Source organism: Proteiniborus sp. MB09-C3, from assembly GCF_030263895.1.
In the GTDB taxonomy this organism is placed as follows: Bacteria; Bacillota; Clostridia; order Tissierellales; family Proteiniboraceae; genus Proteiniborus.
The window spans coordinates 3654834-3671633 of record NZ_CP127161.1; the positions used below are offsets into that span (position 1 = coordinate 3654834).

At 34.2% G+C, this 16800-nt stretch carries 14 protein-coding genes, 1 pseudogene and 1 riboswitch; of the genes and pseudogenes, 3 read left to right on the forward strand and 12 right to left on the reverse strand.

Going from position 1 to position 16800, the window contains the following annotated elements:
• Nucleotides 1–37: 37 nt before the first annotated feature.
• Genes QO263_RS17915 through QO263_RS17925 form a run of 3 tightly spaced genes read right to left on the reverse strand, consistent with a single transcriptional unit; the run spans nt 38 to nt 4324 of the window.
• Nucleotides 38–1936, reverse strand: coding sequence for an ABC transporter ATP-binding protein (locus QO263_RS17915; RefSeq protein ID WP_285624443.1), 1899 nt, complete (start codon nt 1934–1936; stop codon nt 38–40).
• On the reverse strand, nt 1923–3770 hold the full coding sequence (locus tag QO263_RS17920; RefSeq protein WP_285624444.1) for an ABC transporter ATP-binding protein: 1848 nt from the start codon (nt 3768–3770) through the stop codon (nt 1923–1925). Before QO263_RS17920 ends, QO263_RS17915 begins: the two co-directional genes overlap by 14 nt.
• Before the next feature lie 14 nt (nt 3771–3784).
• On the reverse strand, nt 3785–4324 hold the full coding sequence (locus QO263_RS17925; RefSeq protein WP_285624446.1) for a LytR/AlgR family response regulator transcription factor: 540 nt from the start codon (nt 4322–4324) through the stop codon (nt 3785–3787).
• Nucleotides 4325–4654: 330 nt separating this feature from the next.
• Between QO263_RS17925 and QO263_RS17930 the strand changes: the two genes are divergently transcribed.
• Entirely contained in the window at nt 4655–4930 is a 276-nt protein-coding gene (locus QO263_RS17930) for a VOC family protein (protein ID WP_285624448.1), read from the forward strand.
• Between the two features lie 360 nt (nt 4931–5290).
• Here QO263_RS17930 and QO263_RS17935 read toward each other — a convergent pair whose 3' ends face one another.
• The 5 genes and pseudogenes from QO263_RS17935 to guaB all read right to left on the reverse strand — a co-directional run bounded on the left by QO263_RS17935 (nt 5291) and on the right by guaB (nt 11919).
• Nucleotides 5291–6727 (reverse strand): carbon starvation CstA family protein, encoded by a 1437-nt coding sequence (locus QO263_RS17935; RefSeq protein ID WP_285624451.1) that lies wholly within the window; start codon nt 6725–6727, stop codon nt 5291–5293.
• 127 nt (nt 6728–6854) lie between these two features.
• Nucleotides 6855–7619 carry a LytR/AlgR family response regulator transcription factor gene (locus tag QO263_RS17940; RefSeq protein ID WP_285624454.1) on the reverse strand — a complete coding sequence of 255 codons (765 nt, stop codon included), beginning with the start codon at nt 7617–7619 and terminating at the stop codon, nt 6855–6857.
• 10 nt (nt 7620–7629) lie between these two features.
• Entirely contained in the window at nt 7630–9312 is a 1683-nt protein-coding gene (locus QO263_RS17945) for a sensor histidine kinase (RefSeq protein WP_285624457.1), read from the reverse strand.
• A 166-nt stretch (nt 9313–9478) separates the two neighbouring features.
• Nucleotides 9479–10414, reverse strand: a pseudogene (gene guaA, locus QO263_RS17950) (glutamine-hydrolyzing GMP synthase); the annotation flags it as partial.
• A 47-nt stretch (nt 10415–10461) separates the two neighbouring features.
• A complete protein-coding gene (guaB, locus tag QO263_RS17955) occupies nt 10462–11919 on the reverse strand; it encodes an IMP dehydrogenase (protein WP_285624459.1) in 1458 nt (485 codons plus the stop codon).
• Between the two features lie 182 nt (nt 11920–12101).
• A riboswitch (purine riboswitch) is annotated at nt 12102–12203 on the reverse strand.
• 242 nt (nt 12204–12445) lie between these two features.
• On the opposite strand from guaB, the gene QO263_RS17960 reads away from it, so the two are divergent.
• Both QO263_RS17960 and QO263_RS17965 read left to right on the forward strand, forming a co-directional pair.
• Nucleotides 12446–12652: a hypothetical protein gene (locus QO263_RS17960; RefSeq protein ID WP_285624461.1), complete on the forward strand. Its 207-nt coding sequence runs from the start codon at nt 12446–12448 to the stop codon at nt 12650–12652.
• Between the two features lie 65 nt (nt 12653–12717).
• Nucleotides 12718–12975: a spore coat protein gene (locus tag QO263_RS17965; RefSeq protein ID WP_285624464.1), complete on the forward strand. Its 258-nt coding sequence runs from the start codon at nt 12718–12720 to the stop codon at nt 12973–12975.
• A gap of 65 nt (nt 12976–13040) precedes the next feature.
• Here QO263_RS17965 and QO263_RS17970 read toward each other — a convergent pair whose 3' ends face one another.
• From QO263_RS17970 to QO263_RS17985, 4 genes are all read right to left on the reverse strand, one after another.
• The gene (locus tag QO263_RS17970; RefSeq protein WP_285624466.1) at nt 13041–13370 is read right to left on the reverse strand and encodes a hypothetical protein; all 330 of its coding nucleotides are present in this window, start codon (nt 13368–13370) and stop codon (nt 13041–13043) included.
• A gap of 63 nt (nt 13371–13433) precedes the next feature.
• The gene (locus QO263_RS17975; RefSeq protein ID WP_285629350.1) at nt 13434–14267 is read right to left on the reverse strand and encodes a peptidoglycan-binding protein; all 834 of its coding nucleotides are present in this window, start codon (nt 14265–14267) and stop codon (nt 13434–13436) included.
• A 302-nt stretch (nt 14268–14569) separates the two neighbouring features.
• Complete coding sequence (gene groL / locus QO263_RS17980) at nt 14570–16204, reverse strand: chaperonin GroEL (RefSeq protein ID WP_285624468.1); 1635 nt, start codon at nt 16202–16204, stop codon at nt 14570–14572.
• A 49-nt stretch (nt 16205–16253) separates the two neighbouring features.
• Complete coding sequence (locus QO263_RS17985) at nt 16254–16535, reverse strand: co-chaperone GroES (protein WP_285624471.1); 282 nt, start codon at nt 16533–16535, stop codon at nt 16254–16256.
• Between the last annotated feature and the right edge of the window lie 265 nt (nt 16536–16800).

Here is a 16800-nt window from a genome sequence, read left to right on the forward strand (position 1 = left end):
CTCCTTAAACGTCCCCTTCTCTTATTATACTTTAACACTATGACGAAAGAAGTGCACGTTCCTCATCAGTTTGGTAATATTTTGCCTGTGCATTCCATAAGGTGTAGTACATGCCGTCTGAATCTACAAGTAAATCATTATGGGAACCAACTTGAACAATCTGCCCCTGATCAAAGACAACTATTCGGTCACTAAATCGGCAGCTAGACAATCTGTGGGAAATGAATACAGTTGTTTTATCTTCTACTATATCATTAAGCTTGGAATACACTTCAAACTCAGCAATGGGATCCAAAGCTGCTGTAGGCTCATCCAAGATTAAGAAAGGTTCGTCTCTATACAAGGCTCTTGCAATAGCAATTTTCTGAGCTTCTCCACCTGAAATCTCCACGCCTTCATCTGAAAAATCTTTATACAAATATGTATCAAGTCCGTCCCTTAATTCTTCAAGACGATGCTCAAATCCTGCTTTTTTAAGGCTATTTATCACCAGACTGTAATCATAGGTTTTGCTTGTGCCCACATTTTCTCCTAATTTAAAAGCCAAGAGCTTAAAGTCCTGAAAAACCACAGAGAAAATTTGCATATATTCTCTATAATTGTACTTGCGAATATTGATGCCATTGAGTAATATCTCTCCTTCATCAGGATCATAAAGACGGCAAAGTAGTTTGATAAAGGTAGATTTTCCGCTGCCATTTTGGCCAACTATTGCAAGGCGTTCACCAACATGAAATTTCATGGAAACATGTCTCAGTGCCCAGGTTTCAGTATTTGGATACTTGAAAGAAACATCCTTAAATTCAACTGTATAATTGTTATCTTGCCGCTTCTCAATAGTTAAGGAACCTTGGTACATATCGTTTTGAATATCTAGATATTCGAAGGTCTTTTCTAGAAAAGAAGCATTGTTTCGCATATCTCCAAGTGTGCCTATAAAATCTGATAGTCCATCAGATAATTGTGTAATTGCACCAATATACTGGGTGACAGATCCAATACCAAATGCTCCAGCCCAGGCTTTTAGGCAAACAAAAGAGTAAACCACTGCAGTTAGTATTCTAGAAATAGATGCAGATAGAGCATGTAAAATCCCCATCGGACCTCTTGCATAGGCAGCAATGAGACCCTTAGGTGTAAAAGAGTTGTCATCCTTCATCTTGCTGCTACAGAATTCTTCTTGCTCATACATTCTAATATCTAATGCGCGATCTCGATTATATCCCATAAATCCATAAAAGCCAAAAACACGGTTCCCCATTCTTGCTTTATCAGCTGCCTTTGCCCAATAGGTATTCGCTTTGTTTGACAATACAGGTGATACCCATGTGAGCAAGAAAAGAACCGCTAGTATAAGGACAATAAACAGAGGATTATTCAGCACAATAAGCTTACCACTGGTATTTACAACCTTTGAACTAAACAGAGTAACAGACAATGTAATCGAGCCAATAATTCTTGTGACTGCTGTCAATAGTTTCTGGTAGTGTGTTATGGTTCTATTTATCCCCCACCCAGACCAGTTGTCGTTTTGTCGAATTTGTGACAGCAAATCCAATGTTTTCGAATTATCAACATCACAAAAGTCTATAGATAACATTTTTTCAGCATAGAACCTTTGTGATTTGTAGTAGGTGCCAGCATAGCAGCCATTACTCCAACGTAGCAAAACAGCTCGCAAAAGCTGGGCTCCTACTCCTATAAAAAGTGTAAGAAGAACCCAATGAGCAAGCTGGTCTGGTCTTCTTGAACCTGCGAGCTCGTTAATAATTTTAGCAGAAAAATAGATTCCGATAAGTGGGAATAGTGCATCAACCATTGCATGAAGTGTATAGGAAGCAAAGAGATCTGGAGAGTTATTCCACCAAAGAAGCATAGATCGAATATTGAGTCTCCATACTTTATGAATAGACATTTGTTTTTTATCCTTCTTCATGCCCATTGCCCTCCTTTTGATAATACTGGCTCTGTATCTGGAAGAGCTCTGCATAGCGACCTTGGTCAGCTAGTAACGATTCATGAGTCCCTTCTTCAAAAACACATCCATTCTCAATCAATAAAATTTTATCACAGAAACGTGTAGAAGCCAGTCTATGAGAAATATAAATCGACGTTCGTCCTTGAGTCAGCTCGTTATAACGCTGGTATATTTCGCTTTCCGCCAATGGATCAAGAGCTGCAGTTGGTTCATCTAGAACTATGATAGGAGCATCTTTGTAAAGTGCCCGAGCCAACATTAAACGCTGCATTTCTCCACCAGAGAGTTCAGGAGCATCCTCATAGACTTCTTTTCCCATATGAGTATCCAACCCATTTGGCAATTTTTTTAATCTCTCCGTCAAACCAGCACGTTCAATGACTTGATGAACCTTCTGCTGATCAACATCTTGATCCCTTTGTGCCACATTTACATAAACAGGTCCAGCTAAATAAGAAAATTTTTGGAAAACAGCAGAGAACATTCTATAGTAATCACTACGATTATACTCTCTAATATCAACACCATTTAGAAGTACTTGTCCCTCTGTAGGGTCATAAAAACCACAAATCAATTTAATAAGGGTAGTCTTACCTGCACCATTCAATCCAACGACTGCAATTTTTTCACCTGGCTGTATGGTGAGGTTTATGTGCTCAAGCGTCATAGAATCAGCATCAGGATAACGGAAACTAACGTCTCTCAACTCAATACTATAGGACATATTTAAATCGGGTATTAATTCCTTACCTTTTTCAAATTCAAATGTCTCTGTCCAATCTAAATATTCCCTTACGGAAGACATATCAAGACTTTGTTTATGTAGTGTGTTAAAGGAAGTCAGTAGTGCATGTGTTTGGGCTGTAAAAGCACCAACAGCACTAAAATAAAGCAAGAAAGTCGCTGCACTCAGCCTCTGTGCCAGTATCAGTCTAATTAAATAGTAATAGGCTATTCCATTTCGCATCAACGATAAAAAAATATCTATAACATCTGCTCCAAAATATATTTTCTCTGCACGATTATGAAATCCACGGTAAAGACTTAAAGCTGATTCATAAATATCTTGAATCCAGGGCTGCATTCCAAAGATTCGAATATCTTTGCCATAAGTATAATCTTGAGATTTTTTAACCACATATTCCATATGCTGTGCATATTCTGCTTCTTCATCACGGTGGCGATAACCCCACTCGTTAATACGTTTGCCGGCAAAATAACTTAAAATCGTTGTGCCAAGTGTGACTGCCGTAATAAGTGGAGGTAACTGGGTCAATACAATAAAATATACAACTAATAAAATGCTATATTTCAATATATCAACTAAGGTTGACCATATGGCCTCGGTGGCTTCTTGATTATTACTCACCGAGCGTGTAGCTTTATTACACAACTTAAGGAAATCCTGGTTTTCAATGTTTGGAAAACTTGTAGTCATAAATTTGCGTTGTACCTTTCTGACAATTTCACTTCGCACTTCAACTCGTCCATAAAGTGTATTTTCATCAATATAAGCTTTTAGTCCAGAAATAATAAGAAGTCCTGCCGAAAAAGCAAGGATGATCATAATAATATTTCTAATAGAGTCCCGACTTTCGATCATAGAAAGAACACTAGGTGTTATAAAAAACTCTAGCAGTTGATGAATGATGAATATAAAGACCTGAGCAATTGCAAGTGAAATGACGCTTTTCCTTACACCGCTCCCTAGCTTCAACATAAAAAATACATTACTGCCAACTCCAAATTGTGGTTTTTGTTTATTTTCTATTTTGTCCTCATTCAATATCAATCACATTCCCTCCTTTACTCCTTGTTTATACCATAGAAAAATTGCCTCGTACTATTTATTGTATAGTTATTTTCAGCATGAATAGTCGTATAATTTTGATCAACTGAAATATATTCGATTTCATATAATGGAATACGTATCATTTCTCCATCAATCAGTAACGGTAAAGCTTTCTCTTGTTTTTTTAATCTTTCTGTGGCCTTATCAAGGACTCTATATAGCTTGTTTTCGTCAACTGGTTTTATCAAGTAATGCAATGCCTCAACATCATAGCCTTCGATAATATAGTCCATATAGCCAGTAATAAAAATAATCTGAACTTCACGATTATTTTCTCGAATTTTACGTGCTAACTCAACACCATTCATTTCAATATCTAGCAATAGTATATCGTAAGATTTATCCTCTGCATACTGAAATAAAAAAGCTTCACTTGATGGATACTTTTCAATTTCTAGTAAGTGGCCTGAGACTTCTCCCAATCTCTCTACAAGATATCCTATATGTTGAATGCTTGACAATTCATCATCACAAATAGCAATATGAAAATTCATCAGTAGTCGCCTCCAATTTTGGGCTATTAGTATCTAATTTATTATTCTATGAATGTATTTACTCTTCCTTCTTCACATACTCAATAATATCGCCAAAGGTTATTGTAGCTCTCCTTAGATAAACCTTTACTTTATATATGTAAAATTATTATGCCATATATTTCTCAAAAAAGGAAACAAGTAGCTAGAAAAGGTGTAATATAGCCAATGCTTATATAAAAAATAATGGATTTAAAGAAAGATAAGCTGCATTGGTTTAACTATATACATTATATGGTAATTAATGTTATAATCTTATCAGGTTTATTAATTTTACAGGAGGGGTTTATTATGCGAATTAACTTGCAGGCATACCTAAAGGGAAGTATTGGAGCAGTAGATTTTTACCAAAAAGCTTTTGATGCTACACTTGGTTACAATGTACGAAATCCTGATGGTACATACATGCACGCTGAGATTGATTTGAATGGTCAGAATATTATTTGTATAAGCGAATCAGATGAATGGGCTGTTTCAGGGAAAAGTATGCAGTTTTGCATTACATTTGGTAGTGAAAATGAAGAAGCAGTGAAAAAAGCATATGAAATTCTAAAAAAAGATGGTTAAATTCTCTACCCATTGGGTCCATGCGATTGGAGCAAATGTATGGCTGATGTAATTGATAAATTTGGTGTTCGATGGTATCTCTCTGTATAAATAATCTTTAAAGTATAAGCATATTTCTTATTGACATAATTTTCAAAAAATAATTTAAGGGCTAAAGCCTAATGAATCAATAAAATTCATTGGGCTTTAGCCCTTTTTCAAGACAAGGGAAGACAAGTGAAACGTCCGACTATGTGAAAATTCACATTCTGCACGTTTTCGTCATTCTGAACGCAGTGAAGAATCTGTATTTGAAGCTATTAGAGACCCATTCGCTTCGCTCAGGGCGACAGTTCACACACGGTCTGACGTCCTCTTGCCTTATCTTGTCAATGTTAAACTTTTCTTGAATGTTTTATTTGATTTTGCTTTAAATAAAAATAATACAGCTGTTCCTAATGCTATGACTATTCCTACAGGATATGCTATTGTAGTTGATAATTTAAATCCTTCTGGAGCTTGTAATAAGTAAGTTGCAGATACAGCTGTCATAAAAGTAGCAGGAATACTAGCCATCCAGTGGCTTTTATTGACTTTAACTAAATAAGCTGATGCCGCCCATAAAACTATCATTGCCAATGTTTGATTTGACCATGCAAAGTATCTCCATATAATGTTGAAGTCAATTCTAGTTAGGCCTAAAGCAATAATGAATAAAGGTACGGCTAATACCAATCTTTTCTTTATTGGTCCTTGCTCATATTTCATAGCATCTGCTATGGTAAGTCTTGCAGATCTAAAAGCAGTATCTCCTGATGTAATAGGCGCTGCTACGACTCCTAGCATAGCTAATAAACCGCCTACAGGTCCCAATAAAGTATTAGAAATAGTGTTTACTACTCCTGCAGCCCCACCGCCATTATTTAAAGCATCTGCTAATCCTGGAACTCCATTAAAGAACACCATGGCTGCAGCTGCCCAGATCATAGCTATTACTCCTTCTGCTATCATTGAACCATAGAATATTCTTCTACCATAGCTTTCTTTTGGCATACATCTAGCCATCATAGGTGATTGAGTCGCATGAAATCCACTAATTGCACCACATGCAATTGTAGTAAAAAGAATAGCCCATATTGGTAATCCATCAGGGTGTAGACTAGATACTGTGAAGGTTGGTAATTCATAACCTTTTACTAATATCATAGTACCTATTCCACCAGCCATTATAAGTAATGATATACCGAATATCGGATATATCTTGCCGATTAATTTATCAACTGGTAATATTGTAGCTATAAAATAATAAGCAAATATTATTGCTAACCATATATTCACGTTGTCTAATCCGAATAATTTAATATTAGCTAACAATCCCGCTGGTCCTTGCATAAATACAGTACCTACTAAAACTAATAGCACAACTGAGAATACCCTCATTATTTTTCTAATACCTTCTCCTAAGTAAATCCCCACTATTTCAGATATACTTTGTCCATCATGTCTAAGAGAAAGCATACCTGAAAAATAATCATGAACCCCTCCTGCGAAAACAGATCCTAAAGCAATCCATACAAATGCCATTGGTCCAAATAAAGCTCCTTGGATAGCTCCAAATATAGGTCCTAATCCTGCAATATTAAGTAATTGAATTAGGAAAATCCTAAACCAGCTCATAGGGACAAAATCTATACCGTCCTCTAATCTTATAGCAGGTGTTTCTCTACTGTCATCAATTTCAAAATGATTATCAACTACTTTCCCGTAAATAAAATAGCCTACTGCAAGTATAATAATTCCAATAATAAATTGTAACATCGAAAAAACCTCCTTATACATTTATTTAACATAAATTATATATCACTATATATCAGTAAATGAGGTTTTATGTATAAGAGGTTTTATTTCATATTTAAGATGCAATTTAGGAGTCCCAAATGCATATTCATTCTATATTCATTATTTTTTTAAACTCTTTAGAATAATTTCTACTTACTGGAATTACAGTACCATTACCCTTTAAATTAATATTGTAGGTAGAATTAAACCAAGGCTCTATGGATTCAATATAGTTTAGATTCACTATATATGATTTATGACTCCTAAAAAATGTTGTTGAATCTAAACCTTCCATTAATTCATTCAGTGTATGGTTTGTTTCAAATTTACCCTTATTGCTTTGGATTATAGTATTTCTACCTTCAGTAGTTATATAGATTATATCCTTAGTCTCTATTGGTATAAGCCTGCCTTGATGGTATAAAGATATACGTTGGAGAGCTTTTTTAGTGTTTAACTCAACATACTCTATTAGTTTCTCTAATTTATCCTTCCTAGGTTTTTCTTTTTCAGTAGATATGATTTTCTTCAAGCTTTTTTCTAATCTATCTTCTCTTATGGGCTTCAATAAATAGTCTATGGCATTTACTTCAAAGGCTTCTAAAGCAAATTGGTCATAGGCTGTAACAAATATTATAATTGGAACATTTTCATCCTTGTATGACAATCGCCTAGCTACTTCTATTCCGCTCATCTGTGGCATTTGAATGTCTAGAAAAACAATATCAGGTTTTAGTTCCTCAATTCGTTCCAAGGCTTCCATACCGTGGGATGCCTCCCCTACAACATCTATACCTTCAATGCCTCTTAGAATATATATCAATTCCTGTCTTGCTGGCATTTCATCATCTACTATTAAGCATCTATACATGTTCTACCTCCTAATGCTTAGGGATTTCAATAGTCGCTATTGTACCTACATTTAGTTCTGACTCAATTCTTATCCCATATTTAGGCCCATATTTATTCTTTAACCTTTCATTTACGTTTTTTAGTCCAATGCTTTCCTTATTATCCTTTTCTTCAAATAATGAATCTAATAAATCCTTACTCATTCCAACTCCATTATCCTTAACTATTAACTCAGTAGCATTTTCATTTTCTCTTGCAATTATTTCAACTTTTCCGCCTTCAATCTTGTCTATGACTCCATGTTTTATTGCGTTTTCCACTAAGGGTTGAAGTATTAATGGTGGTATCTTACAGTTTATGTCCTTTGGTATATCATATGTGATTTCCAGTTTATCCCCAAATCTTGCTTTTTCAATTTCAATATAGGAGTTAATATGCTCTATTTCCTTGTTTAAATCCACATCCTCTATTTCCTGTTCAAGATTTGTTCTAAAATAATCTCCTAGATGAATGAGTAATCTTCGTGCATCATCTGGCTGAGTTCTTGTTAATGAAACTATGGTATTAATTGCATTAAACAAAAAATGAGGGTTGATTTGTGACTGTAAAGCTTTTAATTCAGATTTAGCTAATAATTCCCTCTGATAATCTACCTTACTTAATTCTATTTGTGTTGAGAATATTTGTGCTAGCCCTAGGGCTAATTCTATTTCTACCTTCGTTATTGAATTTTCTTTACCCTTATATAGCTTTAAGGTTCCAATGACCTTGTCGACTTCTCGAATCGGAACAATTATTGCTGACTTTAATGAACAATTCTCATGATGGCAACCTATCTCTTTCTTTGTATTCGCAACAATATATCTATTAGACTGTAAAACTTCACGAGTTAAATTTGTTTGCAAATGAGCACCCGATAGATGGTGATCCTCACCTATTCCTACATGAGCCAATATCTTTTCAGTATCTGTAAATGCTACTGCCTCAATCTTGGTCATTTCTTGAATAACCTTTGCAGCATCCTTAGCAGTAGATTCATTGTAGCCTTTTCTAAAGTATGCCAGAGTCTTATCTGCAATTTTTAGAGCCAATTGTGCTTGATAAACGGACTCGGTTTCTATTTCCTTAAAAATACTATCAGTTATGGCAATAAATACAGCTATACCAATGCCATTTGCAAGAATCATTGGTATCCCAATAACCCTCACTAATTCTAATGCTTCACTAAATGGCTTAGCAACTGTAAGGATAATGACCATTTGCATTACTTCTGCCAAGAGGCCAAAAATAAGTGCAAAGATTATTCTATATCTGCTCTTTTCAAATTTTTTTCTTAATACCCCTGCCATAATTCCTTCAAGAAGAGTAGATATACCGCAAGCAATGGAAGTAAATCCTCCTATATCTATTAATACCCTATGACCGCCGGCTATTATTCCTGACAAAAGTCCTACTGTAGGTCCTCCCAATAATCCTCCTACAAAAACACCCATGACTCTAGAATTAGCTATTGCTCCTTGTATGGGAATTCCAGTATAGGTTCCCACTATGCCGAATACACCAAATATAATAGATAAATATATTTTATCTTTTTTATTAATATTTTGTTTTGAAACTAACTTTCTAAACAATCCAATCTTCGAAAGAAAAAGTGCCAAAACTAAAATGATTCCAACTCTATCAACTAGATTTTTGAGCAATATAGTCAGCAAGATAAGCACTCCCTTTAATAATCTTCTTCTTTTAGTATAACATAAAGTTCTCTACGCCTATAAAAAATTAACCCAAAATAGACTAGTTTTATAAAATAGACATTAGTCCCTTAAATAAATCAAACCTTACAATAGCTATTTCTAGCCATTATAAGGTTTTTGTCTATTACTCCCACTCAATTGTTGCAGGAGGTTTATTCGTAATATCATACACTACTCTATTTACTTCAGGTACTTCATCTGTAATTCTTGTAGATATCTTTTCTAATAGCTCCAATGGAATTGGGTACCATTTAGCTGTCATAGCGTCCTTAGTAGTTATAGCTCTTAAAGCTATGGTATGGCAATATGTTCTTTCACCATTTACAACTCCAACAGATTGAACATTTGGAAGTACTGCAAAGTATTGCCAGATTTCTTTGTCTAGACCTGCTTTTTTGATTTCCTCTCTAAATATCCAATCAGCTTCTCTTAAAACATTTAGCTTATCTACAGTTAATTCTCCTAGCACCCTTACTCCAATACCTGGTCCAGGAAATGGCTGTCTATTTACTAACTCATCTGGAAGTCCAAGACGTCTTCCCACTTCTCTTACATCATCCTTATAAAGCATTTTTAGAGGCTCTACTAGTTCAAAGTCTACATCCTCTGGAAGTCCACCAACATTGTGATGACTTTTTACAACAGCTGTTCCTTCAGTTCCACTTTCTATTATGTCTGGATATATTGTTCCTTGTACTAGAAAATCGCTTTGCCCCAATTTCTGCTTTTCTTCTTCAAAAACCCTAATGAATTCTTCACCTATTACTTTTCTTTTTGTTTCAGGGTCTGTAACTCCCTTTAGCTTGTTTAAAAAACGTTCCTGAGCATTTACTCTTATAAGATTCATATCAAATTTATTTCTAAATACTTCTTCTACCTCGTCTGCCTCATTTTTTCTTAAAAGACCATGGTCTACAAATATACAAGTAAGATTTTTACCGATAGCCTTGTGAACTAATACAGCACATACTGACGAGTCAACTCCACCAGATAATGCACATATTGCTTTTTTATCCCCTATTTGATCTTTTATTTCTTGAATTGATTCGTCTACAAAGTTCTCTGATATATTGCTGCTCATTTTCATTCCTCCAATTGTTTTATTTATTAAAAACTTTTACTGTAGTTTGGAGCTTCCTTAGTAATTTTAACATCATGTGGATGGCTTTCTAATAATCCAGCATTGGTTATTCTGATAAATTGTCCTCTTTCTTTTAAATCTTCTATAGTTGCGGTGCCGCAATATCCCATGCCAGCCCTCAATCCACCTATTAACTGATAAGTTACATCGCTGATAGGTCCTCTATATGGTACTCTTCCCTCAATTCCTTCTGGTACTAGTTTCTTGTTGTTCTCTTGGAAATATCTATCCTTGCTGCCTGCAGCCATAGCCCCAAGTGAGCCCATACCTCTATATACTTTAAATCTTCTGCCCTCGTACAATTCCATTTCTCCAGGGCTTTCTTCTGTACCTGCAAACATGGAACCAATCATAACTACATCCGCACCTGCTGCTATTGCTTTTACAATATCTCCTGAATATTTTATACCACCATCTCCGATTATAGGTATACCATATTTTTTCGCAGCCTGTGCGCAATTTAATATTGCAGTAACCTGTGGTACGCCAACTCCTGCTACTACCCTTGTGGTACATATGGAACCAGGACCTATTCCTACTTTTACTGCATCTGCTCCCGCTTTTATAAGAGCCTCTGTTGCTTCTGCTGTAGCTACATTTCCTGCAATTATCTGCAAATCTGGATACTCATTCTTTATCCTAGCAACTGTTTCCATAACTCCTTTTGAATGTCCATGAGCAGTGTCTACAACTATTACGTCAACCTTAGCCTTTACTAATGCTTTTACTCTATCCATTACATCTGCTGTAACTCCTACTGCTGCTCCTGCTAAAAGCCTTCCCGTGCTATCTGTTGCAGAATTAGGAAATGCTATTTTCTTTTCAATATCTTTTATAGTAATAAGTCCTACTAGAACATTATTATTATCTACTAAAGGAAGCTTTTCTATTTTATGTGACTTCAATTTTTCCTGTGCTTCATCTAAGGTTATGTCTGGCTCTGCTACAATTAAATTTTCCTTTGTCATTACATCATATATTTTTTTTGAAGAATCTGTTTCAAATCTTATATCTCTATTTGTGATTATTCCTACTAACTTCATGTCATCATCTACAATTGGTACTCCAGATATTCTGTATCTCGCCATAAGTTCTAATGCATCTGATAAGATGTGATTTGGCGATAAATAAAAGGGATCCGTTATAACACCATGCTCTGATCTCTTCACTCTGTCAACTTCTAAAGCCTGACTTTCTATGGACATATTCTTATGAATAATTCCTATACCGCCTTCTCTGGCAATTGCTATAGCCATCTTTGAGTCAGTTACCGTATCCATTCCTGCACTCATAATAGGCATATTTAATCTAATTTTTTTAGTAAGATTTGTACTTGTTTGTACATCCTTAGGAAGTACTTCCGATTGTGCTGGTACTAATAGTACATCATCAAATGTTAAACCTTCTCCGACAAATTTTTCCATTTTATAGCCCCCTAAATATTTTAATTGTTAATTGATAATTAAGAATTGTTTAAAAAACTAAAGAAAATAATAAAGAAAAATAAAAGCATTTGAACAGACAATAATTAAAAAGAAAAGTACACAGTCCCCTGAGTGGAATTGTGTACTTAAAAGCACAATTAATCCTAGAATTTATATAATTCTAGCTATTTCATTCCACCCATAGTCGGATAATTTACGGTAATCCGGTAGAGACTCCCTAGCCTTATTCTAGGGTATATATGAGTTTTCAAATCTGTTTTTCCTATAAACTTAACAAAAAATTACATGGTTGTCAAGGAAAATATCTAATATTATTATTAACATTTCTTAATATAATATCTATTATTCCCAATAATTATCATAGAAAAGAAACAAAATATCTTATAAAGTCCTTTGGTTAGTTATCTTTTGTTTTAAGTCTCATTTTTTACATGCTATATATTTTTAATAAACTGACATAATAATTATACTATAATTTAAGCTATCAAGGTGTGGAGGTGGTATATTGGAAAAAACCACGATAAAAAAAGATTCTGATTATAAAACACTTCAATTATTAGAGGAGCTTTTAAATCATGAACAGCTTCTTTCGAAAAAATGTTCTTCCTACAGTAACACAATCTTCGATAGTGAGTTGAAAAATATTTGTTATAATACTGGAAAAGTGCATGAAGAAAACTATAGATTGCTACTGTCATATTTGAATTCCTGACAATACAACATCTATAGCAATGAGATTCTTTAGTGATAAAATTCTATTATAAGGAGAGGATTATCTTGTACATAGATAAGCATCTTACGGAAAAGGATTTGTTGACTGATCTTATTTACTCTGAAAGGCAAATATCAAATTCTTATAACAGCACTATAATGGAATCTTCATGTTTAGAGCTTAGGCAAATACTTTTAAAATGTCAATCAAATATCGAGCAAATACAATCTACTGTTCTTGAAGCGGCTGAAATTAGAGGTTGGAATAGCGTGAAATTAGCTAGCGAAAAAGAAATCGAAAGCATAGTTAATAAGTGTAAATAAAGATATATTTTTTAAGAGTGCCATAAAAACCATACCTTTTAACTAGGTATGGTTTTTAATACAATTTATATACTTGACCTTAATTTAACTATTTCTCCCCAGTTGTGTGCAGTTGCTGCTTCTACTAAACTCATATTTTTTTCTATAGATTCCAATTTACCTGTTATCTTATTTATGTCATGCTTCATGTTTTCTTGTTCAGCCTTTACTACATCTAGTTTATGTTCTAAAGCAGACAATATTTGTCCATGCTCTTTTAATGTAGATTTCATACTATCTACATCTTGCCTTAATCCCGTTACATTTTGCTTTAGTATAGAGATATCCTGTTTTACCGGCCCTATCTCTTCTCTCACTATCTCCCGAATGGCAACTAGTAATTCTTTGCTATCCATATACTTTCACCCCCGATAACATTCTTGGGTATATTATATCATTTATAAATAGATTATGTTAATTTATATCCATCTTATTATATTATGAATTACTCTAGTTGTACTTCTAATCAATTTTCCTTCAAATCTTCCGCAGGTTGACCCACCACTGTCTAAACCTATTCCAATATTGCAGCCTAGGTTCTTTAATATCTTAGACCCTTCTTCTACATCTGCATTTTGAGCAATGACTACAAAAACCTTATTTTTGCTTTCAGAATACCCTAGCACGCTTCTCCATGTTCTATAACCTAAAGCATTATAGTCAAACCACTCTGATTTTAACTGCTCTCTGATTGTTTTGCCTACTGGTATTATATTATATCCCCCAATAGCAAATTTAATATCATTCAGCTTATGGTATTTGCTGATAAAGTCTATCATCTCAACTGAAACCATACCATCTTTCCAAACAATAAAAGTACCACGCCTTACTGTATCATGAGATAACTGTTCAGCTAATACCTTGCCATCTTTAACTAATGTAGAGATAGATACCATACTACTTCGATACATTCCAAATAAACCGCCATTAATGAAATCTCCTAAGATTACATTTCCTGCTTTTTTGACTACATCTATATATAAATCAAGTGGTTCTATTTCAATTACATGGGCACTATTGTATTTATAATACCTACTTTCCTTTTTCCAATTATATAGTGCTTTTATAGTAGCTGGACCTACAATACCATCTACTACAAGTAAGCTTTTAGACTGAAAGGTTTTTACAGCTCTATCTGTTGCGGGTCCAAACATTCCATCTATAGCCCCTTTATAATAACCTATTTGTAATAATCTTCTTTGTAACTCCTTTACATCTTCACCTTTACTTCCTAGCCTTAATAGCCTAGCGATTTAAATCACTTCCTTAAATCTATTTCCTATCCTTGTACTATTTTCTACATTAATTATATGCTATATCTTTCATATTGTTCAAAGCAACTTTTTTACAATAAACCAATACTCAATTCAGAGAAAGTCTAGTAACTATTATCTATCAAATAAATATAATCGTAAAACCTATAACAAAATATATTAAAAAAGAGGCTCCACATAAGTTCAGTACACTTATGCAAAGCCTCCAAGGGCAACAAATATAGCTTCAATTTGATATTGTCTATTTCTAAACTAGCGATATCAATTGGAGTACGGTTTTGTTACATCATTCCGCCCATTCCACCCATGCCACCCATTCCTGGCATAGCTGGTTCGTTTTCTTCTGGTAAATCAGTTACTACAGCTTCTGTAGTAAGTATCATAGCAGCTATTGATGCAGCATTTTGAAGAGCTGATCTTGTTACCTTTGCTGGGTCTACTATACCTGCTTCAATCATATTTACGTATTCCTCATTTAATGCATCGAATCCAATGCCTGTTTCACTTTCTTTAACCTTTTCTACTATAATTGATCCTTCTAATCCTGCGTTTGCAGCAATTTGTCTTACTGGCTCTTCTAAAGCTCTCACGATTATATTGATTCCTGTTTTTTCGTCTCCATTAGCAGATCCTAATAATTTTTTAACTGCTGGAACAACATTTATTAATGCAACTCCACCACCTGATACTATACCCTCTTCAACTGCAGCTCTAGTAGCAGCTAATGCATCTTCAATTCTAAGTTTCTTTTCTTTTAATTCTGTTTCTGTAGCTGCTCCAACTTGGATAACTGCAACTCCACCAGATAATTTTGCTAGTCTTTCTTGAAGTTTTTCTTTGTCAAATTCTGAAGTTGTTTCCTCTATTTGAGCTTTTAATTGTTTAACTCTATCTTGAATAGCTTGCTGTTCACCAGCACCATTTACTATTGTAGTATTTTCCTTGTCAACCTTTACAGTTTGAGCTTTTCCTAGCATATCTATTGTAGCTTCTTTTAGGTCATATCCTAATTCTTCTGATATAACTTCTCCACCTGTTAGAATAGCTATGTCTCTTAACATGTCTTTTCTTCTATCTCCGAATCCTGGTGCCTTAACAGCAACACATGTAAATGTTCCTCTTAGCTTGTTAACTACTAATGTAGCTAATGCCTCTCCTTCAACTTCTTCAGCAATGATTAATAATTGTTTTCCTTGTTGAACTATTTGCTCTAATATTGGAAGTATTTCTTGAATATTAGTTATCTTTTTATCAGTAATTAAGATATATGGATTTTCTAATACAGCTTCCATTTTATCTGTATCAGTTACCATGTATGCTGATAGATATCCTCTATCAAATTGCATACCTTCAACAACATCAAGGGTAGTTCCCATTGATCTTGATTCTTCAACTGTAATAACTCCTTCTTTGCCAACCTTATCCATAGCTTCTGCAATTAAGCTTCCTATTTCATCATCACCAGCTGATATAGATGCAACTTGAGCTATAGACCCTTTACTTTCTATTGGCTTAGAAAGTGCTTTAATTTCATCTACAGCAACGTCTACTGCTTTATGTATACCTCTTTTTACTATCATTGGGTTAGCACCTGCAGCAACGTTTTTTAATCCTTCTCTAATTATTGCTTGAGCTAATATTGTAGCTGTAGTAGTACCGTCTCCAGCAACATCATTAGTTTTTGTAGCTACCTCTTTTACTAATTGAGCTCCCATATTTTCATATTTATCTTCAAGTTCTATTTCACGAGCTATAGTAACACCATCATTTGTAATTAATGGCGAACCAAACTTTTTATCTAATACAACATTTCTTCCCTTTGGTCCTAAAGTTACCTTTACTGTATCTGCAAGTTTGTTTATACCTTTTTCCATAGCACGACGTGCTTCTTCACTAAATCTAATTTCCTTAGCCATTACATTCACACTCCTTATATTTAGTCAAATTTCTTATAATTCTTTAATCTTAATCAACTACAGCTAATATATCAGCCAATTTAACTATAGTATATTCTACATCGTCAACCTTAATTTCAGTTCCTGAGTATTTAGAGAATATTACCTTATCTCCAACCTTTATTTCATCTTTTTTCTTTTCATCTTCTGTTATTCCAGCACCAACTGCAACAACTTCAGCTATTTGTGGCTGTTCTTTAGCTGAGCTTGGAAGAACTATACCGCTCTTAGTTTTTTCTTCAACCTCTACCTTTTTAATTACAACTCTGTCTCCTAATGGCTTAATATTCATGTTTTACCCTCCCTGTTTATTTTAAATTTGTCTTTTACTTTTTCATTTATTAGCACTCTCCAACGTTGAGTGCTAATTCTTACACCATATATGTTATCTAAAGAATTTTATAGAATCAAATTCTTATTTTAGCTGTATTTCAGTTTATTCTGTTGTTTATTGAGTTTATGATATCTTTTATCCGTTTTTCACTTAATATCGTGATATATCTATACTTTTCATAACGCCATGAAACTTTCTTGTAAAATCTCCAATTCACCCAATT

What these genes read in the sequence shown, in the direction of transcription:
- QO263_RS17930 (WP_285624448.1), top strand. Translation starts at nt 4,655, where the DNA reads ATGCGAATTAACTTGCAGGCATACCTAAAGGGAAGTATTGGAGCAGTA.
- QO263_RS17940 (WP_285624454.1), bottom strand. Translation starts at nt 7,619, where the DNA reads ATGTATAGATGCTTAATAGTAGATGATGAAATGCCAGCAAGACAGGAA.
- QO263_RS17985 (WP_285624471.1), bottom strand. Translation starts at nt 16,535, where the DNA reads ATGAATATTAAGCCATTAGGAGACAGAGTTGTAATTAAAAAGGTAGAG.
- QO263_RS17925 (WP_285624446.1), bottom strand. Translation starts at nt 4,324, where the DNA reads ATGAATTTTCATATTGCTATTTGTGATGATGAATTGTCAAGCATTCAA.
- QO263_RS17915 (WP_285624443.1), bottom strand. Translation starts at nt 1,936, where the DNA reads ATGAAGAAGGATAAAAAACAAATGTCTATTCATAAAGTATGGAGACTC.
- groL (WP_285624468.1), bottom strand. Translation starts at nt 16,204, where the DNA reads ATGGCTAAGGAAATTAGATTTAGTGAAGAAGCACGTCGTGCTATGGAA.
- QO263_RS17935 (WP_285624451.1), bottom strand. Translation starts at nt 6,727, where the DNA reads ATGTTACAATTTATTATTGGAATTATTATACTTGCAGTAGGCTATTTT.
- guaB (WP_285624459.1), bottom strand. Translation starts at nt 11,919, where the DNA reads ATGGAAAAATTTGTCGGAGAAGGTTTAACATTTGATGATGTACTATTA.
- QO263_RS17970 (WP_285624466.1), bottom strand. Translation starts at nt 13,370, where the DNA reads ATGGATAGCAAAGAATTACTAGTTGCCATTCGGGAGATAGTGAGAGAA.